This is a genomic window from Streptomyces sp. NBC_00078 (assembly GCF_026343335.1).
GTDB lineage: Bacteria > Actinomycetota > Actinomycetes > Streptomycetales > Streptomycetaceae > Streptomyces.
Genome location: NZ_JAPELX010000001.1, coordinates 7,364,875 through 7,386,328, shown reverse-complemented (window position 1 = coordinate 7,386,328; position 21,454 = coordinate 7,364,875). Strand labels below are relative to the sequence as shown.

At 70.4% G+C, this 21,454-nt stretch carries 15 protein-coding genes and 1 pseudogene; 7 read left to right on the top strand and 9 right to left on the bottom strand.

What is annotated here, in order from left to right:
• Window positions 1-9: 9 nt before the first annotated feature.
• Together OOK07_RS34390 and OOK07_RS34385 are read right to left on the bottom strand one after the other, a co-directional pair.
• The gene (locus tag OOK07_RS34390; protein ID WP_266800367.1) at window positions 10-1,422 is read right to left on the bottom strand and encodes an RICIN domain-containing protein; all 1,413 of its coding nucleotides are present in this window, start codon (window positions 1,420-1,422) and stop codon (window positions 10-12) included.
• Between the two features lies 1 nt (window position 1,423).
• On the bottom strand, window positions 1,424-2,530 hold the full coding sequence (locus OOK07_RS34385; protein WP_266685714.1) for a glycoside hydrolase family 43 protein: 1,107 nt from the start codon (window positions 2,528-2,530) through the stop codon (window positions 1,424-1,426).
• A 197-nt stretch (window positions 2,531-2,727) separates the two neighbouring features.
• Between OOK07_RS34385 and OOK07_RS34380 the strand changes: the two genes are divergently transcribed.
• Complete coding sequence (locus OOK07_RS34380) at window positions 2,728-4,836, top strand: autotransporter (RefSeq protein WP_266685712.1); 2,109 nt, start codon at window positions 2,728-2,730, stop codon at window positions 4,834-4,836.
• 17 nt (window positions 4,837-4,853) lie between these two features.
• Here OOK07_RS34380 and OOK07_RS34375 read toward each other — a convergent pair whose 3' ends face one another.
• Window positions 4,854-6,281, bottom strand: coding sequence for an amino acid permease (locus OOK07_RS34375; protein ID WP_266800364.1), 1,428 nt, complete (start codon window positions 6,279-6,281; stop codon window positions 4,854-4,856).
• Between the two features lie 138 nt (window positions 6,282-6,419).
• Between OOK07_RS34375 and mmuM the strand changes: the two genes are divergently transcribed.
• Both mmuM and OOK07_RS34365 read left to right on the top strand, forming a co-directional pair.
• Window positions 6,420-7,343: a homocysteine S-methyltransferase gene (mmuM, locus tag OOK07_RS34370; RefSeq protein WP_266800362.1), complete on the top strand. Its 924-nt coding sequence runs from the start codon at window positions 6,420-6,422 to the stop codon at window positions 7,341-7,343.
• A gap of 6 nt (window positions 7,344-7,349) precedes the next feature.
• A pseudogene (locus OOK07_RS34365) lies at window positions 7,350-7,726 on the top strand (FtsX-like permease family protein); the annotation flags it as partial.
• 80 nt (window positions 7,727-7,806) lie between these two features.
• Here OOK07_RS34365 and OOK07_RS43795 read toward each other — a convergent pair.
• From OOK07_RS43795 to OOK07_RS34335, 6 genes are all read right to left on the bottom strand, one after another.
• Window positions 7,807-8,025 carry a hypothetical protein gene (locus OOK07_RS43795; protein ID WP_323178141.1) on the bottom strand — a complete coding sequence of 73 codons (219 nt, stop codon included), beginning with the start codon at window positions 8,023-8,025 and terminating at the stop codon, window positions 7,807-7,809.
• A 58-nt stretch (window positions 8,026-8,083) separates the two neighbouring features.
• On the bottom strand, window positions 8,084-9,670 hold the full coding sequence (locus tag OOK07_RS34355) for a carboxylesterase/lipase family protein (protein ID WP_266800360.1): 1,587 nt from the start codon (window positions 9,668-9,670) through the stop codon (window positions 8,084-8,086).
• A 139-nt stretch (window positions 9,671-9,809) separates the two neighbouring features.
• Entirely contained in the window at window positions 9,810-11,081 is a 1,272-nt protein-coding gene (locus tag OOK07_RS34350) for an alginate lyase family protein (RefSeq protein WP_266802121.1), read from the bottom strand.
• A gap of 27 nt (window positions 11,082-11,108) precedes the next feature.
• A complete protein-coding gene (locus tag OOK07_RS34345; RefSeq protein WP_266800358.1) occupies window positions 11,109-14,444 on the bottom strand; it encodes an alginate lyase family protein in 3,336 nt (1,111 codons plus the stop codon).
• A complete protein-coding gene (locus OOK07_RS34340; protein ID WP_266685705.1) occupies window positions 14,441-15,967 on the bottom strand; it encodes a glycosyl hydrolase family 28 protein in 1,527 nt (508 codons plus the stop codon). The genes OOK07_RS34345 and OOK07_RS34340 overlap by 4 nt, the downstream gene beginning before the upstream one ends.
• A 33-nt stretch (window positions 15,968-16,000) precedes the next feature.
• On the bottom strand, window positions 16,001-16,279 hold the full coding sequence (locus OOK07_RS34335) for an ABC transporter permease family protein (RefSeq protein WP_266685704.1): 279 nt from the start codon (window positions 16,277-16,279) through the stop codon (window positions 16,001-16,003).
• A gap of 65 nt (window positions 16,280-16,344) precedes the next feature.
• Here OOK07_RS34335 and OOK07_RS34330 point away from each other — a divergent pair, with 65 nt between their 5' ends.
• The 4 genes from OOK07_RS34330 (at window position 16,345) to OOK07_RS34315 (ending at window position 21,450) form a co-directional block, all read left to right on the top strand.
• Window positions 16,345-16,542, top strand: coding sequence for a hypothetical protein (locus OOK07_RS34330; protein WP_266685703.1), 198 nt, complete (start codon window positions 16,345-16,347; stop codon window positions 16,540-16,542).
• 617 nt (window positions 16,543-17,159) lie between these two features.
• Complete coding sequence (locus OOK07_RS34325) at window positions 17,160-18,173, top strand: hydroxyacid dehydrogenase (protein ID WP_266685702.1); 1,014 nt, start codon at window positions 17,160-17,162, stop codon at window positions 18,171-18,173.
• Between the two features lie 462 nt (window positions 18,174-18,635).
• Window positions 18,636-19,721, top strand: coding sequence for a LacI family DNA-binding transcriptional regulator (locus OOK07_RS34320; protein ID WP_266800356.1), 1,086 nt, complete (start codon window positions 18,636-18,638; stop codon window positions 19,719-19,721).
• A gap of 394 nt (window positions 19,722-20,115) precedes the next feature.
• Window positions 20,116-21,450, top strand: a complete 1,335-nt coding sequence (locus OOK07_RS34315; RefSeq protein ID WP_266800354.1) for an ABC transporter substrate-binding protein — start codon at window positions 20,116-20,118, stop codon at window positions 21,448-21,450.
• Window positions 21,451-21,454 lie beyond the last annotated feature (4 nt).

Here is a 21,454-nt window from a genome sequence, read left to right as displayed (position 1 = left end):
GACGTAGCGTCATGTTCCGCGCGTCCACTGCTGGTTGGTCGCTCCGTTGCAGGTATAGGTGATGATCGCGGCGGAGTTGGCGGTGGACGCGCCGGACACGTCCAGGCACTTCCCGCTCGCGCGGGACCTGACATTGACGTAGGAGCCGGACGTGGTCAGCGACCACTGCTGGGTGGCGGCGGAGCTGCCGCAGTTCTCCTGGGTGACCGTGCTCGCGTTCTCCTGCACACACAGGGAGCTGTTCCTGAGCATCAGCTGGTAGTAGCCGCCGCCCACGGACCTGAACCAGTACTTCTGGTTGGTGCCGCCGTTGCAGTCGTACTGCTTGATCTGGGCGCCCTGCCACAGCGACTGGCTGGTCACGTCGGCGCACCTGCCGCTGTGCCGCGCGATCAGCGTGTTGTACGTGGCGCTCGTGCCGGAGACGGTCCCGGCGGCCGTGTTGACGGTGACCTCCGGGTACCAGGACAGGGACATCGAGGTCGGGCTGGGGAAGGCCAGCGGCAGCCACACGTACCGCGAGTCGTTGACGGTTCCGCCGAAGGAGTTGCCCCAGCGGTCGCCCATGTACAGGTACGAGGTGCCGGACGTCCCGGTGACCGGGAGGACGTACGCGGTCTGGGAACCGTACGCCGTGGAGTCGCCGACGTTGGTCCAGGACGTCCAGGGTCCGGACAGTGAGGTCGCGGTGGCGTACTGCTGCTGGTTGGCGCTCCAGCCGGTGGCGCCCGACGTCAGCATGAAGTAGACGCCTGCGCGCTTGAAGAGCGCGGGTGCCTCGCGGTGGCCGCCCGGCCAGGGGTTGGCGAGCCGGCTGTCGATACCGGTGTAGTCGGCGGTGAGCCGGTAGATGTGCAGGTCGTTGTTCTCGTTGGCGGCCGACACCATGTAGCCGGTGCCGTCGGTGTCGACGAAGGTCGTGATGTCCCGGGACATGTAGTCGCCGAGCGGGCGGAAGCTGCCCTGGTACGTGTAGGTGCCGTCGACGGTGGAGGAGACGGCGACGGCGGCGCGGGCCTGGCTGTAGTCGGTTCCGTTCTCCTTGTGCATCCACATCACGAACTTGCCGGTGGACGCGTTGTACATGACCTTGGGCCGCTCGATGTAGGCGGTGCCCAGCTCGGAGGCGGACGACTGGGCCAGGACGTGGTTTCTGAACTCCCAGTTCTTCAGGTCGGTGGAGCGGTAGGCGTCCACGTACCTGAAGGTGTTGTCGGAGTTGCGGTCCTCACCGAACCAGTAGTAGTACGAGCCGACCTTGATGACCCCGCCGCCGTGGGCGTGCACGAGGCTGCCCGAAGTGTCGGTGAACTGGGCGCCGTTGGGGATCGTCTGGGCGGCGGCCTGCGCCGGGCCCGCGGTCACCAGGGCTCCGGCCAGCGCCAGACAGAGGGCGAGAAGCACCGCGTACGCACGTCTCACGTCAGGCACTCTCCTTCACCGGGTCGGCGACCGTGTCCGCCACGGGGACGCCGAAGTCGGGGGTGCCGTCCCGGTTCCAGCCCAGCTTCTGGACACGGGTGTGGCGGTTGGGGTCGTTCAGGGGGTCGCCGGTGATCTCCTTGTACTGGCGGGCGTGGTAGACGAGGACGTCACTGCGGCCGTCCTCGGCGACCGTGAAGCAGTTGTGGCCGGGGCCGTACTGCTTGGTGGTGTCGTTGCTGGTGAAAACGGGGGTCGGCGACTTGGACCAGTTCGCCGGGTTCATCAGGTCGGCGTTCGCGTCGACGGTCAGCAGGCCCATGCAGTAGTGGTAGTCGGTGGCGCTGGCGGAGTAGGAGAGGAAGAGGCGGCCGTTGCGGGCGAGGACCGCCGGGCCCTCGTTGACCTTGTAGCCGACGCACTCCCAGTCCAACTCCGGGGTGGAGAGCCTGACCTGAGGGCCCGTCAGGGTCCACGGGTTCAGCATCTTCGACAGGAAGAGGCCCGTGTTGTTGTCCTGGCCCGGCTCGTGCTGCGCCCAGACGAGATAGCGGGTGCCCCGGTGGGAGAAGGTGGTGGCGTCGAGGGAGAAGGTCTCCCAGGCCGTCCTGACCTGACCCCTTTCCACCCAAGTCCCCTTGAAGGGATCCTGGTTGGCGTTCTCCAGGACCCAGATGCGGATGTCCCACACGCTCTCGGCGGGCGCGGAGGCGAAGTAGATGTACCACTTGCCGCCGATGCGGTGGATCTCCGGCGCCCAGATGTGCGCGCCCATGACACCGGTGGCGTGCTTGGTCCAGATGACGGACTCGGCGGCGGTCGCGAGGCCGTTCAGGGTGCCGGCACGGCGCAGGATGATGCGGTCGTACTCGGGGGCCGTGGCCGTGAAGTAGTAGTGGCCGTCGGAGTGACGGTGGATGTAGGGGTCGGCGCGCTGCCGCACGAGCGGGTTCACGAACGGGGCCGCCTTCCGGTTCGGCGCGGCCGTGGCCACGGCGGGCGTGGCCACCAGGGCGCCCGCGGCCAGGGCGGCTCCCTTCAGCATCAGGCGACGGGTGGGGGGACCTGGAGGCAGGGGAACCTGGGGCAGGTCGTCGTTGCGGCTCATACGGCTGCCTCTCGGGGGACGTTCGAGATAGCGAACACCATCTGTCATTACGAACGCCGAAAAGGTAAGCGTGTGAAGCGAGTAGGTCAACGGGTCTGACGCGACTTGAACGCGACTCACAGAGAGCGCTTTCGCCGATTCCCGTCCGAGCGCCGGTTTTCTGTTATCGGCGCCCCTCCGGTTCCGTCTCCTCCGACGTGCACACCCATATCCACAAGTCAGTGGCCGCCGCCGGAGCCCTCGCGGCGGTCGCCGCCCTCCTGGCCGGCGCGCCCCCCGCGGCGGCGGCCGGTGCCCGTGACGTCACCGCCGACGTGCTCGCGGACCGGGACGTGACGCTCACCGGCGACACGCTGGTCACCGTGCCGCCCGGGACGACGACGTACGACGGGGTGTTCCACGGCGAGGGCACGCTCACCGTGCGCGGCGGCGGAACGCTGGTCCTCAGCAAGGACAGCGACTTCACGCTCCCGAAGGCACGGCAGCGGCAGGTCGTGAAGACGCTGGGCGGCAATCATCCGTACACCACGGTCACCAACCCCGACCCGCCGGCGATCACGGTCGCGCGCGGGACGACCCTTCAGTACGGCACGGGCGGCGGCACCGGCCTGATCGGCCACTTCCCGTACAACACGCCCGGGTATCAGCTGAACCAGGACAACGTCCGGGTCGACGGCACGCTCCGCCTCTCGCTGACCCGCACCTTCAACATCGGCACCATCAGCGGCTCGGGCCTGGTCACCCAGCCCCGCAACATGTGGGGCACCCTCGACCTGGCCGGCACCCACCCCTTCTCCGGGGTCATCGACAACGGCACGGGGATGGCGGTCGGCCGTCCCGAGTACCCGGTGGCGCTGCCTGCCGCCCGCGCGATCGTCAACCAGGGCTCCTGGATCATCGACACCCCGCTGTACCAGACGATCACACTGCGGCAGAACTTCTACCAGCGCGAGTACGGCAGCGACGTCAACGTCCACACCCGGCCCGGCAGCAAGGTCGTCCTCACCGGCCAGTACAGCTACAGCGACCAGGGCGGCGACACCCACCCGTCCCTCAGCGACCCGAACGTCAACTGGCATACGATCGCCCACCAGTTGAACAAGCGGGGCACCAATATCGAGGGCGCGGACGTGCAGTGGGGCGACGGGACCACGCACACGATCTTCATGCCGGGCACGAAGGACACCGTCTACATCAACCTGCACGAGGCGAGCGGTCGCCGCTCGAAACTGACCTTCGCCTACGACGGCCCCGTCACGCTCGGCGCCCCGATCGGCGGCGGCAGGTACCACGACACCCTCGCCGCGCCGGGCGCCGGGGACGTCGTCATCGCGGGGACGCACGGGAACGACGTGACGTTCGCGGCGAAGCAGTACTACGACGGCTCCACGACCGTGGAGAAGGGCGCGGTGCTGCGGCTGGGCCTGGGCACGTCGGGCAGGGGCGACGGTTCCCTGATGACCGGTACGGCGGGCCGCCGGGTGGTGAACGACGGGACGCTCGTCCTGCAGAACGCCTCCACCGCCGTGTCGCTGTCCCGGATCAGTGGTTCGGGCGCGCTGGTCCAGGCGGGCTCCGCCACGGCGACGCTGACCGGGAGCGCGGTGACCTACACCGGGACGACGACCGTCAAGAAGGGCACGCTGGCTCTCCGGGACGGGGCAACGCTCGCGCGCAGCAGGGCGATTCGGCTCGCCTCTGCGTCGGCGCGGCTGGACCCGGGGACGGCGGGGCTGCGGGTGGTGACCGCGCTGACCGGCAAGGGCACGGTGAAGGGGGCGGTGACCAACGACGGCGTGGTCGCGGGCGGGGTCACCATCTCCGGCGCCTACACGCAGAGCGCCGAGGGCGAACTGGTCCTGGGCGAACGGCCGTTGAAGGTGGGCGGTGCGGTCCGGCTGGCGGGAGGCCTCGACCTCTCGGCCGCGGGGAGCAAGCCCGCGCGCCGGATCGCCGTCCTGGAGCACGGCGGCGGGTCGAAGACCACCGGCACGTTCGAGGGGCTGAAGGAGGGCGCGCGGCTGAAGCTCGCCGACACGGCCTACCGCATCAGCTACAAGGGCGGCGACGGCAACGACGTGATCCTCACCGCGACGACCGCGAGCCCCTCCCCGGACGCCCGCCCGGACTCGGCCACGTCAGGCGCGGCGGCGGCCGGCCCGCGTACCGCCAACACCGCCGGCAGCGGCCTGGGTTGGTGGCCGTACGTGCTGGCGGTGGGCTTGCTCATCGGGCTCGTGGGCCCGGTGGCCAAGCGCGGGCGCGGCGGTCGACGCAGTGGCGGGCGGCACGCGGCGAACGGTTAGGCCCGCGCGCCCCGTCCTCAGGCGGCGAGCCCGGACGCCTCCTCCGCCGTCTCGCGGCGCCGTCCCTGCAGCCACACGTACACCGGAATGCCCGCGAAGAGGAACAGCACGCCCTGGTAGACGGCCGCGTAACCGGCGCCCGCGATCAGCCAGAAGGAGAAGGCGAAGGAGAGAGCGGCGACGGTCAGGTCGCGGGCCAGGCCCGCGGGGCGGACGCGCTCGCGGGTGCCCCGGGCGAGCCAGTACAGCTGGGCGGCGGCCGACAGGAGGTAGGGGACGCAGCCGGTGAACGTCGTGATCAGCACGAGGACGCGGAAGGTGGTGTCGGGGCCCGCCGTGTAGTTCAGGGCGATCAGGAGCGTGCCGAGGACCGCGACGGCCCAGACCCCGAATCCGGGCACCCCGCCCTTGCCCGCCTTGGCGAACGGCTTCGGGAACAGGCCGTCGCGGGCGGCTGCGTACGGCATCTGCGCGGCCATCAGGATCCAGCCGTTGAGGCAGCCGGTGATCGAGGCCACGGCGACCAGGGCGATCGCGGTGCCGCCCCAGGAGCCGCCCGTGATCGCGTTCACGGCGTCGGCGAAGGGCGCACCGGAGTTCACCAGCTTGTCGTGCGGGACGAGGCCGAAGACGGCGACGATGCCGAGGATGTAGACGAGGGCGGACGCGACGGTCCCGAGGACGCTCGCGCGGCCCACGTTGCGTTCCGGATCCTCGACCTCGCCCGCGCTGACCGCGGCCGACTCGACGCCGAGGAAGCTGTAGAGGAGGAGTGCGGCAGCGGCGGCGACCGCGCCGGGCGTGCTCTGGCCGGAGGCGTTGAACGGCCCGAAGTTGTCCGCGTCGACGAAGAAGAGCCCGACCGTGGCGACGAGCAGCAGCGGTACGAACTTCAGGACCGTGGAGACGACCTGGACCGTACCGACCCAGCGCGTCCCGGCGAAGTTCGCGGCGGCCGGCAGCCACAGCGCGGCCACGGCGACGAAACCTTCGAGGGCGTGGTTGCCGTGCAGCGGGATGAGGACGTCGACATAGCCGACGACCGCGACGGCGAGCGCGGCGATGCTGACCCAGCACATCGTCCAGTACGACCAAGCCGACAGGAAGCCGGCGAAGGGGCCGAACGCGTCGCGCGGGTAGACGTACAGACCGCCGGTGACCGGGCTGCGCCGGGCGAGCTTGCCGAAGAGCAGGGCGAGCAGCACGGCGGCGACCGACAGCACGACGAGGGCGAGCAGGCTGACCGTGCCGTACGGGGCAACGGCGGCCGGCAGCGCGAAGATGCCGCCGCCGATGATGTTGCCCATGACGAGCGCGGTGGCGGCGGCCAGGCCGAAGGTGCGGCGGCGCGGGGCGGCGGCCGGATCGGCCCCGGCCGCCGGGGACCGGGAGGGCTCGGTGGGCTCCGTGGGTCCGGTGGCTTCGGCGGGGCTGGGGGCGGTCATGACGGTTCCCGGGGGACGAGGAGGCGGAGACGGGGAGGCCGTGATCGTAACCCGGCATTCCACATGGTGGGCAATCTGTTCATGGACTGGACATGATCCGATGTGGCGTCCGGCGTCGGCTCGACTACCGTCGATCGCATGACCAGCGACACCACCCTTACCGAAGCCCTCGCCGCCCGGGCCGTCGTCCTCGACGGCGGCATGTCCAACCAACTCGAGTCCGCCGGGCACGACCTGAGCGACGAGCTGTGGTCGGCGCGTCTGCTCGCCGAGCGGCCCGAGGCGATCACCGAGGCGCACCTCGCCTATTTCGAGGCCGGCGCGGATGTGGCGATCACCTCCAGTTACCAGGCCACGTTCGAAGGATTCGCCAAGCGGGGAATCGGACGGGAGAGGGCGGCCGAACTTCTCGGCCTGAGCGTGGAGTTGGCGCGCGAAGCGGCGCGGCAGGCCCACGCGAAGGGGGTCGCACGGCCCCTGTGGGTGGCGGCCTCCGTCGGCCCGTACGGGGCGATGCTCGCGGACGGTTCCGAGTACCGGGGCCGGTACGGCCTGACGGTCGACGAGCTGGAGCGCTTCCACCGGCCCCGGCTGGAGGTGCTGGCCGCGGCCGGGCCCGATGTGCTGGCGCTGGAGACGGTCCCCGACGCCGACGAGGCGCGGGCGCTGCTGCGGGCGGTGCGCGGGCTCGGGGTGCCCGCGTGGCTCTCGTACTCGGTCGAGAGTGGCCAAACGCGTGCCGGCCAGCCCCTGGAGGAGGCCTTCGCCCTCGCCGCCGACGCGGACGAGGTGATCGCGGTCGGCGTCAACTGCTGCGCCCCCGAAGATGTGGACGGCGCTGTCGAGACGGCCGCGCGCGTCACGGGAAAGCCGGTGGTCGTCTATCCCAACAGTGGCGAGACCTGGGATGCCGGGGCGCGCGCCTGGACGGGGAGTTCGTCCTTCACCGCGGAGCAGGTCTCGGGGTGGCGGGAGTCGGGGGCCCGGCTCATCGGGGGGTGCTGCCGGGTGGGACCGCCGGCCGTCGCGGGCATCGCCGGGGTGCTGAACGGCATCGGCTGAACGGCATCCGGCCTGTTCGTCGGCTCCGCCTTCGTGCTGGCACTGATCGGCGCGAGTCTGCTGGTCTCCCAGCTGGAGCCGCTGCGCGAGCGCAGGAAACTGCTCTCCGCACTGGTCGCCTTCGGCACCCGGCGCCGCACACTGAGCCTGTCGGTGCTGTGGCAGACGGCCCTCCCGGTCGGCTCGGCCTCGTACTGGCCACGACGGTGGGTATCATGCTCGGCTCGGTGCTGCTGAAGATGACCCGTGCACCGGTGGCCATGGACTGGGCGAGCGTCCTGACCATGACCGGTGTGGGCGCGGCGGTGGTCGGCGTGGTCACGCTGCTCAGCCTGCCGCCGCCGCTGCGGATGATGCGCCCGGAGTGCCTGCGCACGGAATAACCCCTCACACATCCCCGAGGTGGGCTCCTCCTGCCAGGGGAGCCCACCTCCGCACGCAGGCAAGCCCGTTCGGCATCAGCTCAGTCACCGTCGGGGCAGCCGCAGCCCCGGGTACAAGGAGGGCCTGGCGTCCCGGCCACGTCTCCCTGGCCGGCCACGACGACATCCCGTTCGCCCGCGACCTGCACCCGGCCCTGACCCCGGTGCACGTCCCCCACCAGGAGCCGGGCAGCCTCGCCGTCCGTACGGCCCTCGGCCGTACCCTCGGAGAAGCCCGACGAGCACCTGCTGCTGGGCACGCATGTGGTGGTGCGGGACTCGCCGGCCGCGCTGAAGGAGCCGGCGTGACGGGACGGGTCACTGCCGGCGGACGGAGCCGGGCAGGCGAAGCCGTCGTACGACCGACCGCAGCTCCGCGGTTCTCGCGGGTGAACCGTCTGCGGCGGCCGGGGCGGGTGCGGGTTCCGGAGTCCTGAGGGCGTCGGCCGCCCACAGGGCCAGCTCGGCATCGCGCGGGCCGCGGGCGGTGCGCGGCTCGCCCGCATCGAAGATCCGCACCGGGTGCGTCTCGTCCCAGCACTCCCAGCCGGGGTCGCCGTCTGATGCGAACCGCACCCATGCCCGGTGCATCGTGTCGGCCAGTTCTTGCGGGGCACCGTCGCCCGCCAGCTTGCGGGACTCGGGAACATCTCCCGAGTCGAAGACGAAACCCAGCTCCAGGGCGTGGCAGGCGCCGAGGCCGGGGAGGCCGGAGGGCCAGGCGAACTCGTACACGTGGGAGGAGTCGGGGCGGGCGTCCGCCAGCCGGTGCAGCGGGAGGCGCAGCAGGTGATCGGTGACCATCTGGCCGACGATCTCGGCGGTGTGGGCCTGCGGGTGCAGGGTGCGGTAGCCGCGGGGTACCTCGGTGCCGCAGTGGCACCGGGCCATGGCGCCGGCGAGAGCGACCGCGCCCAGCCGGTCGACGCGTTCCAGGAGGCCGCCGGGTACGAGCCAGAGGCGGTACTCCTCGCTGGTCCAGCCGAGCATCAGGTCGACGCCCCGCGCCATGTCACCGTCGACGAGTGCCTCCAGCGGGTCGCGCGGCACGAGGTCGCCGTCGACGACGATGCCGAAGGAGGGGCCGCCGAGCACCGGGCTGCTGAGCTTGCCGACCTCGGACTGCGTGTGCAGCAGCAGCTCGCGGTCGACCTCGGCGAAGGCCGCGGCGGTGGCGGGGATCTTCAGCCGCGTCGCCATGCGGCGCACCATCCGCCGCACCCTGTCCCGTTCGAGCGCCTCGGGCGGACCGCTCTGCAGGACCGCCCGCCGCACCAGCCCCTGCGCCTGCGGGGCGGCCAGCAGGGCGCCGGTGCTGATCGCCCCTGCGGACTGGCCGGCCAGGGTGATCCGGTCCGGGTCGCCGCCGAAGGCCGCGACCGACTCGTGCACCCACCGCAGGGCGGCGAGCTGGTCGCGCAGGCCGGGGTTGGCGGGGGTGTCCGGGAACAGTCCGTAGCCCTCCACTCCCAGCCGGTAGTTCACCGAGACCAGGACGACGCCGTCCCGGGCGAAGGTCCGCCCGTCGTACACCGGCACAGCGGAGGATCCCCTGGTCAGGGCGCCGCCATGCAGCCACACCAGAACGGGGAGCCGGGCCCCGGGGCCCGGCTCGGGAGTCCACACGTTCAGATTCAGGCAGTCGTCACCGGGGACGACCGGGTCGGAGAGGTACTTCTCGAAGGCCTCCGAGTACGGGGGCTTCGGCGGCGTCGGCCCGAACGCGCCCGCGTCGCGCACGCCGTCCCAGGGCTCGGGAGGCGCCGGGGGCCGGAAACGGCGCGGGCCGAAAGGGGGCGCGGCGTACGGGATGCCCCGGAACACCGCGATCCCGTGCTCGTACCGGCCGCGTACGGCCCCGTACGGCGTGCTCACCACGGGGTCTGTCCGGACTGCTGCCGTCATACGACCACCAGCCTCCTCACCGCGCTACTGCACCGTGAACAACAGAGCACCACAGGTCGCCCGGGTATTCCGGTGCAGAGCGCGATTCGGCGGCTACTTGGGGTACGCGACTACGTTGCGTACCCGGTTACGTGCGCGCTTACTTCGCGTACATCAGGGTGCCGAAGCCGAGCTGGTCGTAGCCGCCGCTGGTGGAGCCGAAGTCACCCCCTCCGCCTTCGGGGGCGACGCGGCCGTACATGGCCGAGATGTACTTGTCGTCGAGGTACAGGCGCCGGTTGTAGTGGTAGTGGAGCATGGCCCAGACCGGGCGCAGCGCGCCGCGGGAGCCGGCGCTGATCACCGTCTGGGACATCTGGGCGCAGTTCTGCCCGGTGCCCCACTTGTAGGTGGTGTAGGGCACGTCCTGGCCCAGGTTGTACTTGGCGACGTACTGGGCGGCCTTCATGAAGCGGCGGCTGTCGTACGAGTACAGGTCGTCGCCCTGGTTCCAGGCCATCTCGCAGAGCGCGCCCATCTGGCCCATGCCCATGACGGTGTGCCCCTGGTCGCGGCCGGACTCCTGCCACTGGCCGAGGCCGTAGCCGTCGGAGTCGGTGTAGAGGTGCGGCACCGCGTGCGCGATGGAGCCGTTGCCTGCGCCGGACTTGAAGTAGGTGACGGCCTGGTCGTACTTGGCCGCGTTGTCGGTGAGGATCCCGATGGCCATGATCGAGGCCATGTTGCACAGGTCCCAGTTGGCCCAGTAGTTGGTGATGCAGGCGCCGTTGTGGTGGGTCAGGAAGTCGTTGTTGAGCGGGTAGAAGACGTTGACCATCATCTTCTGGAAGGCGGCGAGGTTGAACCCGGCGTGGCCGCGCATGAGTTCGGCGGCCTGGCAGAACGTCCAGCCGTAGATGCCGGCGGCGAGGAACCGGTCGGCGTTTCCGGTGACGGTGGTCAGTTTGGACGACCAGGCGTTGAGGATCCTGACGGCGGTGTCGCCGTTGGCGGCCGTACCGCCCACGGCCCAGCGCAGGGCGTTCTGGTAGGCGGCGGCGATGTCGTTGTAGAGGATGCCGTAGTTCTGGCCCGTGCCGCCGCGGATGATGGTGGCCTGCGGGTTGGGCGTCCAGGTGGACTGCGAGTGGGAGTTGGCGGTCAGCTTCTTCCAGCCGGAGAGCCAGGGGTCGGTTCCCTCCGCGACCCTGCCCTTGGCGCGGTTTATGTCGCCGGCGTTGTGGAGCATGCCGGGGTGGGTGAAGGCCGCCGGGGCCGCGGCGGCGGTGGTGCCCGCGAGCGCGGCGGTGGAGCCCCCGAGAGCGAGAGCGGCGGTGAGTCCGCCGGCGGTCCTCAGCAGACCGCGGCGGCTCAACTCAGCTGATTCGGACGGGTGTTGCGCAGGGATGTGGTGGGGGGAAGTGCGGCTCATCATGGGTTGTTCCATTCCGTGGGGGGATCAGTCGGCGGTGATGCTCACCTCTTCGAAGTGGGCGGTGCCGAGGGCCAGGGGGCTGCGGGAGCAGACCACCAGGCCCACGTGGTAGGGGGCGTCACCGAAGCCGGGTATCTCGCCCGAGGCGAGGGCCGTCCAGGTGGCGCCGTCATCGGTGGAGACGGCCGCGGCGAAGGCGGTCCCGGTGCGCTTCAGCCGCAGCAGCAGGGGCAGTTGAACGGTCGCGGTGCCGGAGAACGCGGAGGCACCGGCGACGGTCTTGCGCAGCATCAGCTGCGCGCTGGTCCCGCCGGTCACGATCGCACCGGCGGCCTGGTCGAACGGTGACAGCGACTTGGCCATCAGCAGGCCCACCCGGTCCGCCGTGGCTCCGTCCCGGGAGACGAGGCGGGCGGTGACCTCGGCGTCACCGGTGACGGTCCGGCGTACGAACTGCCCGGTCATTCCCTGGCTGTTGACCGTCAGGTCGACGCCCGCCCCGCGGACGGTGAAGGTCCCGTCGCCGTACGAGGTGCTGCCGGGGGTGCGGATCGCGACCACGCCGAGCGTCCCTTGGGCGCGGTCGTCGAGGATCACGTCGCCGAGGTCGCCATGGGTCCAGGGGGTGGGCGGGGGTGTGCCGACGGTGAGGGTGAGGGTGCCGGTCGCGTCGCCGGACGCGTTGCTCGCGCCGGTCCTGACGGTGAACTCACCGGTCGTGTGGGGCGTTCCGGAGATCAGGCCGGTGCGCCTGTCGACGCGCAGGCCGTCGGGGAGCCCGTCGGCGGCGAACCTCACGGGCTCGTGCGAGGCACGCAGGAGGTGCCGGAACGGAACGCCCTTGTTCGCGAACGCCGCTGCGGCCGAGGTGAGTTGGGGTGCCGAGGGAGTGGGCATCCGTGCGTTGGCGGACTCCGAGAGGGGGCCGCGGCCGCCGGAGTTGGTCGCCGCGACGACGTAGTGGTAGGTGGTGCCCGGGGTGCCGGTGGCGTCCGCGTACCGGATGCGGGTGCCGAAGCCCACGGCGCCGACGCAGGTCGCGAGGGTGTGGTAGGGGCCGTCGGCGTCCGTGGCGCGCAGCACCTTGAAGCGGGCCGAGGGGTCCGGGTCGGTCCAGGCCAGCTCGACGGCGTCGGCGCCGGAGGTCGCGGTGAGGCCGGTGGCCGTGCCGGCGGGGCGCGGCGTCGACCAGATGTCCCGCGAGGCCGACGTCACGGTGACGTTGTCGAAGGCGCCGGTACCGGTCTCGGCGTACTCCTCGTCGACACCGAGGCAGGAGGTGAGGACGAGACCGGCATAGGCGGTGCGGCCCAACGCGACGTCCGTGGAGCCGACTTCGGTCCAGCGGATGCCGTCCGGGGAGATGGCGCCGATACAGCGGCGGCCCCTGCGCGTCACCCGCACCCAGTACGGCGCCCGCAGCCGGTAGCCGTCGCCCGCGCCCTCGACGTACGGGGCCTGGAGCGGGGTCGCGGACTCCGGGAGGGTGCCGAGGCTGGAGATCGGGAAGGCGGCGTTGGTGGTGATGGCGTCCTGCTGGGCGGGCGGTACGGGTGTGCTGCCGGTGCCCAGGACGTCCGCCCCGTCCGAGGGCCGCACGCTCCACACACCGCTCCAGGTGTGCAGCGGCAGCCCCTGGACCAGCATGGCGGCGTGCGCGGCGTGGGCGTCAAGGGAGGCGCGGAGGGTGACGCCGATCTTGGAGTACTGGGAGCTGAGCGGCCACACGATCCGCGCGGTGACGGTGCCGTCGCCGGGCAGCGGCAGATGCACCAGTCGGCACGTGTCGGAGGTGCCGCTCGCCTCCAGGACGAAACGGTCGCCGTCGAAGGCGGCTGAACCGGGGATCCTCACGTCGCCGAGGTCGCGGGTGGACCAGCGGCCGGGGAGGCCGGCCGTGGCCGAGGCGGCGCTCGAATCCCCGCTCATTCCTTGGGAGTTGGCGGCGGCGACCGTGTAGTAGTAGGTCCGCCCCCGGTGCGCGCCGCCGTCGCTGTGGGCCGGCTTGTCGACCCCCGCGGCGATCTCCTCGTACGGCCCCTCGGGCTGGGTGGCCCGGCGGACGGTATAGCTGCTCGCCCAGGCGGACGGGAGCCAGCTCACGGTGACGGCCTTGTCGGTGCCGACGGCGGTGACCCCCGCCGGAGCGGCCGGCGCGGTCGGCGCCGGGGCTGTCGCGCCGGCGTAGGTGCAGGTGCCCCAGCCGGGCAGGTCGTCGTTGCTGCCCTCGACGACGCGGGCACCGCCGGTGCCGCGGAAGACGGCGGCCTTCGTGTTCGGGGCGTCCAGGCCGCGGACGCCGGCGTAGTGGGCGTAGGCCATCTCGTAGACCGGTGGCAGGGCACCGCGAGCGATGGCGGAGACGACGGTCTTGATGTACTTGCCGGTGCGGTCGAGGTCGGGGGTGAAGGGGACGTCGCCGCCGAGGTTGTAGCGGGCGGTGTACTCGAAGTTGGCGAGGATGCGGTTCTCGTCGTGGCCCCACAGGTCGACGCCCTGGCTCCAGGCGACCTGTGCGATGTCGCCGGTCAGGCCGATGGCGAGCTGTTCGTGGCCCTGGTCGCGGCCTGCCTCCTGGCCCTGGCCGGCGGCGGTGACGATGCGGTGCGGGATGCTGCCGTTGCCTGCGCCGGCCGCGGCGAAGCGCAGGGCGTCCTCGAAGAGCACGGCCTCCTCGCAGAACACCCCGATGGCCAGGATGGCCTGAATGGCCGTCAGGTCCCAGTTGCCGTTGGCGTAGAGCATGTAGCCGGACACGGCGGGATACCAGACGTCGAGGAAGGACCGCTCGCAGCGGGCGATGTCCGAGTCCGTCCAGCCGTCGTAGTCGCTGTGGCGCAGCAGTTCGCCCGCGTTGACGAACTTGAAGACCTGCAGCCCCGCGCCGAGAGGGCCGTCCGCGCCGGTGATCGCCGTCAGCGACGTCGACCAGGCGTTGAGGATGTCGCGGGCCTTGTCCGCGTGGGCCCTCTCGCCCGTGACCGACCACATGAGGGCGTTCTGGTAGGCGGCGGCCGAGTCCGCGACGGCCTGGTTCTGGAAGTTGCTCGGGCCGCGGCCCCAGCTGGTGATCTGGCCGGTGTTCTGCACGGCGTACGAGGCCGAGGAGCGGGCGTGGGCCGCGAGTGCCAGGTACCCGTCGTGGACAGGAGACTGCTCGGCGGCGACCGCTGCCTTCATACGGGCGAGGTCGGCCGCGGTGTGCAGGAGCCCGGGGTGGGCGAAGGCCCGGGTACCGGTGTGGTTCCGTACGGCGGCCTGCGCGGCGCCGGGCACGAGCAGTCCGCTCGCACCCGACGCCAGCAACAGGGCGGCCGTGCCGCCGAGGAAGCCCCTGCGGCTCGGTGCGGGGATCGTCATGACGCTGCGGCCGCCTCTGCCTCGGCGGTCGTGAGGAACCTCAGGTTCGTGACGTGCTCGTTGTAGAACCACTGGACCGCGTCGGTGGTGTAGTACCAGGCCGGCTTCTTCATCGAGTCGGCGACGACCACGCCGTTGATCACCAGGTTCTCGAAGGTGACCTTGTCGATGGCGTGGTCGGCGTCGTAGCCGAGGAACAGCGCCGGCTCGGCGTGGGTGCCCGTGTAGCTGAGGTTCTTGACGTAGACGTCCTGGATGCCACGCCCGACGGAGGTGTTGTACTTCGGGTTGAACATCACCTTCATGTAGATGACCTGGCCCCAGCGGAAGTCCTCGACACGGACGTCCTCGATACGGACGTTCTTGATGAGGTTGGCGTCGCCGGGGTTGAGGGCGATGCAGCCCTGGTAGTTCATCTGGGGCTCGCGGTGGTCGAGGACGTCGATGTTCTTGATGAGCAGGTTCTCAAGCGTTTCGGGTGCGTCGGTGTTGCCATGTGTGCCGACGTTGATCGGGTGGGCGACATCCGCCCAGAGGGTGCAGTTCTGGATGGTGATGTTCCTGGTGTCGCCGTAGTAGTCCCAGCGGTGGCAGTAGATGGCGAAGCAGTCGTCGGAGTTGCGCATGAAGCAGCCGTCGAAGGTGATTTCGGTCGAGGAGAAGACGTCGAAACCGTCTCCGTTGCCCTTCGAGCTGAACGCGCGCGCCTTTTTGACGTGCACGTTCTCGCTCATGCCGAACGTGCCGGCGTAGCCGTTGGGGTTCATGATGATGACGTTCTCGACGCGGATGTTCTTGCTGCCCTCGCAGAGGATGGCGCCGGGGCCCCCGTTGATCACGCCGTGCCCCTTGAGCGTGGCCTTCTCCACGTTCTTGAAGAACACCTGCGCCTGGAGGACCGCGCCGCCCGCGAGATGGACGGTCTTGCCGCTGGGGACGGTGAGGACGTTGCCGGTGACGGTGTGCACGCCGGGGCCGAAGTAGATGACGTCCGGGTCGTCGGCGGTGCACGGGGCGTGGTCGATGTGGTTGGTGATGACGTGCAGACAGTCGAAGATCTCGTCGTTGACCTGGACGACCACGTCCTTCGGCTCGTCCAGCGCGAACACCAGGGTGTCGCCGCCGAGTTCGGGCTTGATGCCCAGGGAGTCCGGCCTCACCCGGGCCTTGGTGGTACCGCCCTTGAGGTACGTCACCTCGACTTCGACGGATCCCTGGAAGTCGAAGTACACCATCGAGGAGTTGTAGATCCTGGCGGAGCCGGTGTTGGCGTTGATCTCCGCCAGCTGCGGCCGGTAGATGTCGAGGGTCTGCCAGTCGCCGTCGGGAGCGGTGCGGGCCCGTACCTTGAAGCTGGTGTTGGTCGGCATGGCGGGTGGGCGGGGGTAGGTGACCAGCTTCGGCGCGGATCTGGCCGGGTCCGCGTGAGCCGCGGTGGCCGTCAGACCGCCCGCCGGACCGGTGGCGAGCACGGTGGCGCCGGCCGCCTGGAGAGCGGTACGCCGTGACAGGAGCGTATTCATGCGTGACTCCTTGCAACAGGGAGGCGGCAGGCGCTACTTGAGGCCGGTGGTGGACATGCCGGCGACGAAGCCGCGCCGGGCGATCAGGAAGATCGGCGGGACCGGGACGACGTACATCACCGAGGCCGCGGCCCGGAAGCGGGTGCCCGGGGTGCCGGCGGAGGTGACGCAGGTGGACATGACGGCGACCGCGAGGGTGGTGCGGTCGGTGGAGAGCAGGAGCTGCGGGGCGACGTGGTCACCCAGGTCCGGGTGAACACGATCACGAAGCTCGCGGAGAGGACCGGCCAGGCCTGCGGCAGGGGCGATCACCGAGTAGCGCTTCAGCTCGGCCTTGCGCCTCCAACACCCGCTTCTGATACGGCACTTGGGACGGCATGAGCGAACGCAGGGACATGAGGGCCGGGATGCTCCAGCCACCGGAGGCTCACGCCCTCGCCGGTGCCTCGCCGAAGAACCACTCGAAGACCCGCCAGGCGGCGTCCCTGTGGTGGGAGCCGCTCGGTATCCAGAAGCCGGTGCCGGCCTGGCAGGGGCTGACCCGCTTGGTGGGAAGTCGTCGGACTTGGCCATGACCGTGACGGTCTCCCCGGAGCCGCTCACCCCGCTCGACACCTGCATCGCACACCCGCCGGGAGCAGCGGCCTGGGAGTACATGAACGACCCACTCTCTTCGTCGAGATGGATGACGGGAACCGGGCACACGGCGGGACGGATGCGGTGTGCGAATGTTTCGGAAACCGGTTGCTACGCAGTGCAGGGAGCTTCCGCCGGAGAGCGCGGCACGTCAAGAGACATGACGAGTTTTCGAAAACTGTGCTTGCACCGGGCGCAGGGGCACCAGTGGCCACGGTGCCGGTCAGAAGGCCAACCGGTTGCCAAGGTCGGGCTCAGGGCGCGACCCTGGCCCGGAAACCGCAGTAAACGATTTCGGCTCAGAGCGGGATCAAGGTCCGCAATCCTCATCGCGGACCGACCTCACGCCTCTCACTCCACCGGATTGACCGCCGCTTCTCGACAGATCTACGGTAGAAGGCGCTTTCTGAAAATGTTTCCCGGGCGCGGGCACCCGTCCCTGTGCCACACCTGCGCCACACTCGTGTCACCCACCAGCTGTCCACCCCGACATCCACGAGTCACCCCCAGCCGTCCACCAGTCATCCGCCCTGTCGTCCAGCGAGTCAGGAGAGCCATGCCCCACCCCCAGCCGCCGAGGGCCGTGTTCGCGATGGATCCGGTACACCTTCCGCTGCTCTTCCCTCCGCCGCTCATGGCCCGGCTGAGGCAGGCGTGCGACCTCGACCCCTCGTTCGTCGTACGGGACTTCGCCGATCCGGCGGCCGCGGAGACGCTCGCCCTGGCCGAGGTACTGATCACCGGGTGGGGCTGCCCCGCCCTCGACACCGGCGCCCTGGCGGCCGCGCCCCGCCTGCGCACCGTCCTGCACGCCGCGGGCTCGGTCCGTTCACTGGTCGGCGAGGCCCTGTGGGAGCGCGGGATCACCGTCTGCAGCGCGGTGACGGGCAACGCCCTGCCGGTCGCGGAGTACACCCTCGCCATGATCCTGCTCGCCGGAAAGGACACCTTCACCCACCGCGAGCGCTTCCGCGTCAGCCACACCTACCCGAGCCACGCCGAGACCGCGCACACAGGCAACGTCGGCCGCCGTATCGGCGTCATCGGCGCATCACGCGTCGGCCGCCGGCTGCTCGAACTGCTCCGGCCGTTCGACTTCACGGTCCTGCTCCACGACCCCTATGTCAGCTCCGCCGAGGCGGCCGCCCTCGGAGCCGAACTCCTGCCGCTGGACGACCTGTTGCGGCACAGCGACATCGTCTCGCTGCACGCGCCCGACATTCCCGAGACCTACCGCATGCTCGACGCCGGCCGACTCGCGCTGATCCGGGACGGCGGCGTTCTGATCAACACCTCGCGCGGCGCCCTGGTCGACCCTGGCGCGCTCACCGACGAGCTGGTGGCCGGCCGGCTGCACGCGATTCTCGACGTCACCGAACCCGAGCCGCTGCCCGCCGCCTCCCCGCTCTACCGCCTGCCGAACGTCATCCTCACCCCGCACATCGCGGGCTCACTCGGCAACGAGCTGGAACGCCTCGGCCGTATCGTCGTGGAGGAACTGGAACGCCTGGTCGCGGGCCTGCCTCCGGCCCACGAGGTACGGCACTCGGACCTTGCGCGTGTCGCATGAGGGACGGCACCGGCTACCCGGCCGTGATGCGGACACCGACGCCGGGCCCGCCGTCGACGGCCGCCGCACGTCCCTGGACGCCGACGGGAGCCGCCTGCCCCTCACCGACGACGGGCACCACCCGTCCCGCGCTCGGGCCTGCCCCCTTCCCCGGCCCAGCCGGCCGCACCCTGCCGCGCTCAGCCACACCGGCCCTCCCCGGATCAGGCGCACCACCCCTGCCGCGCTCAGCCGCACCACCTCTCGCCCGCCCAGCCACACCGCCGCCACCGACGCACCCCGTCCCCCCGGAGAAACAATGGGATACGGTTTCCGCACCCGGCGAGGGGCGCGGCCTCTGGCCGACCGGCAAGGGGTCCGGTTCCGGGGCCGTCGGGCGAGAGGCACCGTCTCCGGCCGTAGGCCAAGCGACCGCACTCCCCATTCGGCCGGTGGGGAATTCGTGAGGGTGAAGGAGCCGCGGTGAGTCAGCGCAAGGCGTCCGGGGACGCCGGACGGGCCACCATCCGCGACGTGGCGGAGCGTGCAGGGGTCTCCGTCGCGAGCGTGTCGCGCGTGCTGTCCGGCAACTACCCGGTGTCGGAGGAGCTGCGCCGCCGGGTGATGAAGGTCGTCGGGGACCTGGACTACGTCACCAACGCCCATGCCCGCTCCCTCGCGGGCAGTGGTACACCGACGGTCGCCATCCTCATCAACAACATCACCGGCTCCGCGTTCGCCCACGTGGCCAAGGGAGTCGAAGGCGCGGCCACGCTGCGCGGCTGGCTCTCGCTGGTCGGCACCACCGGTGACGACCCCGAGCGGGAGCTCGCGCTGGTGAACCTCATGCGCCAGCAGGGCGTGGCCGCCGTGGTGCTGCTCGGTGGTGCCTACGACTACGACGAGTACCAGTTGCGGATGGCCCGCTTCGCCCGTTCCCTCGACGCGGCCGGCTCCCATCTCGTCCTGGTGGGCAGGCCGCCCCTGGAGGGCGACGTCCCGGCCACGACGGTCGACTACGACAACGAGGGCGGCGCCTACGCGATGGCCAGCCATCTGCTGTCGGCCGGCCACCGCAGGGTCCTGGTGCTGCCGGGCCACGCCGAACTCACCACCGCTCAGGGCCGGTTGAGAGGCGCCGAGCGGGCCTTCGAGGCGTACGGCGTGCCCTTCGACCCGGGCATGGTGCGCCACGGTCCCTACGACGACGAGCACGGGTACAGCGCCGTCGAGGCGGCCCTGCACGAGACCCCGGACTTCACGGCGGTGCTCGCGGGCACGGACGTGGTCGCCGCCGGCGCCATGCAGGCCCTGCGCGTGGCCGGACTGCGGGTGCCGGAGGACGTGTCGATCGTCGGCTACGACGACATCCCGCTCGCCTCCCAGCTCACACCCCAGCTGACCACCGTGCACGTGCCGTACGAGGAGATGGGCCGGGTGGCCCTGCGTGCGGTGGCCGACCGGCGCGAGGGCGGTTCGGGCCGCCGTAAGGGCAGCGACGGCGACCACCTCGTACTGGGCACCCATGTCGTCGTCCGCAACTCCGTGCAGCCGCCGTCCAGACGCTGACACACCGTCCGGACACCGGCGCACCTTCCAGACAACCGACGCACCCGCCAGGCACGCACGCACGTACCTTCCAGGCAAGGCGCTCACGCACCGCCCAGGCGCTTCGTGCACCGCAGCACATCAGCGGCGAGTGCAATCGTTTCGTAACCGGTTACCGTCTCTTATCAGCGGTTTTCCCCACCTGCCGCAATAAATTGCCGCACACCTCTTGCTAGGGCGAGACCTGTCGGCCTACCTTCACGGCAACCGCTTTCTACAGTTTCCGCTTGGCTGACGCCCCCTCAACCGCGAGTGACTGGAATCCCGGCCGCCGTCCCCGGCCGCCGTTCCCGGCCTGCACCGAGCCGCCGTCCACTCGTTCCCAGACGCCCGACTTCCGAAGGAACACGGTCAGATGAACTTCACCATCCCCCGGAGAAGGTTCGCCCACGCCGCTGTCGCGGGACTCGCACTCAGTGGTCTGCTCTCCGCCTGCGGCGGATCGGACTCCGGGGACGGCGCCAAGTCGTCGGGCCCGGTCACCCTCCCCTTCTGGGGCTGGGCCAACGGCCAGGATGCCGTCGTCAAGGCGTTCAACGCCTCGCACAAGGACGTCAAGCTCAAGTACACCAAGGTCACCGACCAGCTGACCATGCAGAAGCAGCTGACCAACGCGGTCAAGGCGGGCAACGCGCCCTGCCTGGTGCAGAACACCGCCGAGTACGTGACGAGCTGGGTCTCGCAGGGCGCGCTCGCCGACATCACGCAGTACGTGGGATCGAGCAGGGACAAGTTCAACGCGGGCGCCTGGGCGAGCGCGCAGGTACAGGGCAAGCTCTACGGCGTCCCGACCAGCTCCGCGCCCAACTTCACGATCTACCGCACCGACATCTTCGACAAGTACGGCATCAAAGCCCCCACCACCTGGGACGACGTCATCGCCGCGGGCAAGGTTCTGAAGAAGCACGGCATCAAGATCACCAACTACGCCGGCGAGGACCCGAGCACCCTGGAGGTGCTCGCCATGCAGGCCGGGGCGCACTGGTACGCGATCGACGGCAACTCCTGGAAGGTGGACTTCCAGGACGCCGGCACGCTGAAGGCCGCGAAGGTGATCCAGGAGATCATCGACAACGACCTGAACTCCAAGCTGTCCTTCGCCGACTACGCGGCCGTGCAGCGCAACTACGAGGACGGTGGCACGGCGACCCGGCAGATCTCCACCTGGCAGATGGCCAGCATGGTGCAGAACTTCACCAAGTCCTTCGGCCAGTGGGCTCTTTCGCCGTGGCCGACGTTCCGGGGCGAGGCGGCCAAGACGCCGGCCGGTACCAACCTGACCGGCAGTGTGACGCTGGTGACCAAGCAGTGCGAGAACCAGCGGCAGGCCGCCGAGGCGGCCCTGTGGATGTCCACCGACACCGGTGCGGTCAAGACGATGGCGAGCCCGACCACCGGCAACGGCGTGATGCCGGCGCTGGCCGACAGCAGCGCGTACGTCGGTGCGGCGACCTCCGAAAAGCTGCTCGGCAAGAACTACGGGCCCGCCCAGAAGGTGGTCACCGACAGCCTGAACACCATCACCACGGACTGGACCTTCGGGCCGGACTGGACCGCGATGTTCACCGAGATGCAGGCGCGCTGGGCCAAGGTGGTCGACAAGCAGGAGAAGGTCACCGATCTGCTGGCGCACATGCAGGCGTGGACGGTCAAGGACCTGAAGTCCCGCGGCATCAGCGTCAAGAGCTAGAGGC

What these genes read in the sequence shown, in the direction of transcription:
- OOK07_RS34385 (WP_266685714.1), bottom strand. Translation starts at nt 2,530, where the DNA reads ATGAGCCGCAACGACGACCTGCCCCAGGTTCCCCTGCCTCCAGGTCCC.
- OOK07_RS34375 (WP_266800364.1), bottom strand. Translation starts at nt 6,281, where the DNA reads ATGACCGCCCCCAGCCCCGCCGAAGCCACCGGACCCACGGAGCCCACC.
- mmuM (WP_266800362.1), top strand. Translation starts at nt 6,420, where the DNA reads ATGACCAGCGACACCACCCTTACCGAAGCCCTCGCCGCCCGGGCCGTC.
- OOK07_RS34355 (WP_266800360.1), bottom strand. Translation starts at nt 9,670, where the DNA reads ATGACGGCAGCAGTCCGGACAGACCCCGTGGTGAGCACGCCGTACGGG.
- OOK07_RS34350 (WP_266802121.1), bottom strand. Translation starts at nt 11,081, where the DNA reads ATGAGCCGCACTTCCCCCCACCACATCCCTGCGCAACACCCGTCCGAA.
- OOK07_RS34345 (WP_266800358.1), bottom strand. Translation starts at nt 14,444, where the DNA reads ATGACGATCCCCGCACCGAGCCGCAGGGGCTTCCTCGGCGGCACGGCC.
- OOK07_RS34340 (WP_266685705.1), bottom strand. Translation starts at nt 15,967, where the DNA reads ATGAATACGCTCCTGTCACGGCGTACCGCTCTCCAGGCGGCCGGCGCC.
- OOK07_RS34330 (WP_266685703.1), top strand. Translation starts at nt 16,345, where the DNA reads ATGAGCGAACGCAGGGACATGAGGGCCGGGATGCTCCAGCCACCGGAG.
- OOK07_RS34325 (WP_266685702.1), top strand. Translation starts at nt 17,160, where the DNA reads ATGCCCCACCCCCAGCCGCCGAGGGCCGTGTTCGCGATGGATCCGGTA.
- OOK07_RS34315 (WP_266800354.1), top strand. Translation starts at nt 20,116, where the DNA reads ATGAACTTCACCATCCCCCGGAGAAGGTTCGCCCACGCCGCTGTCGCG.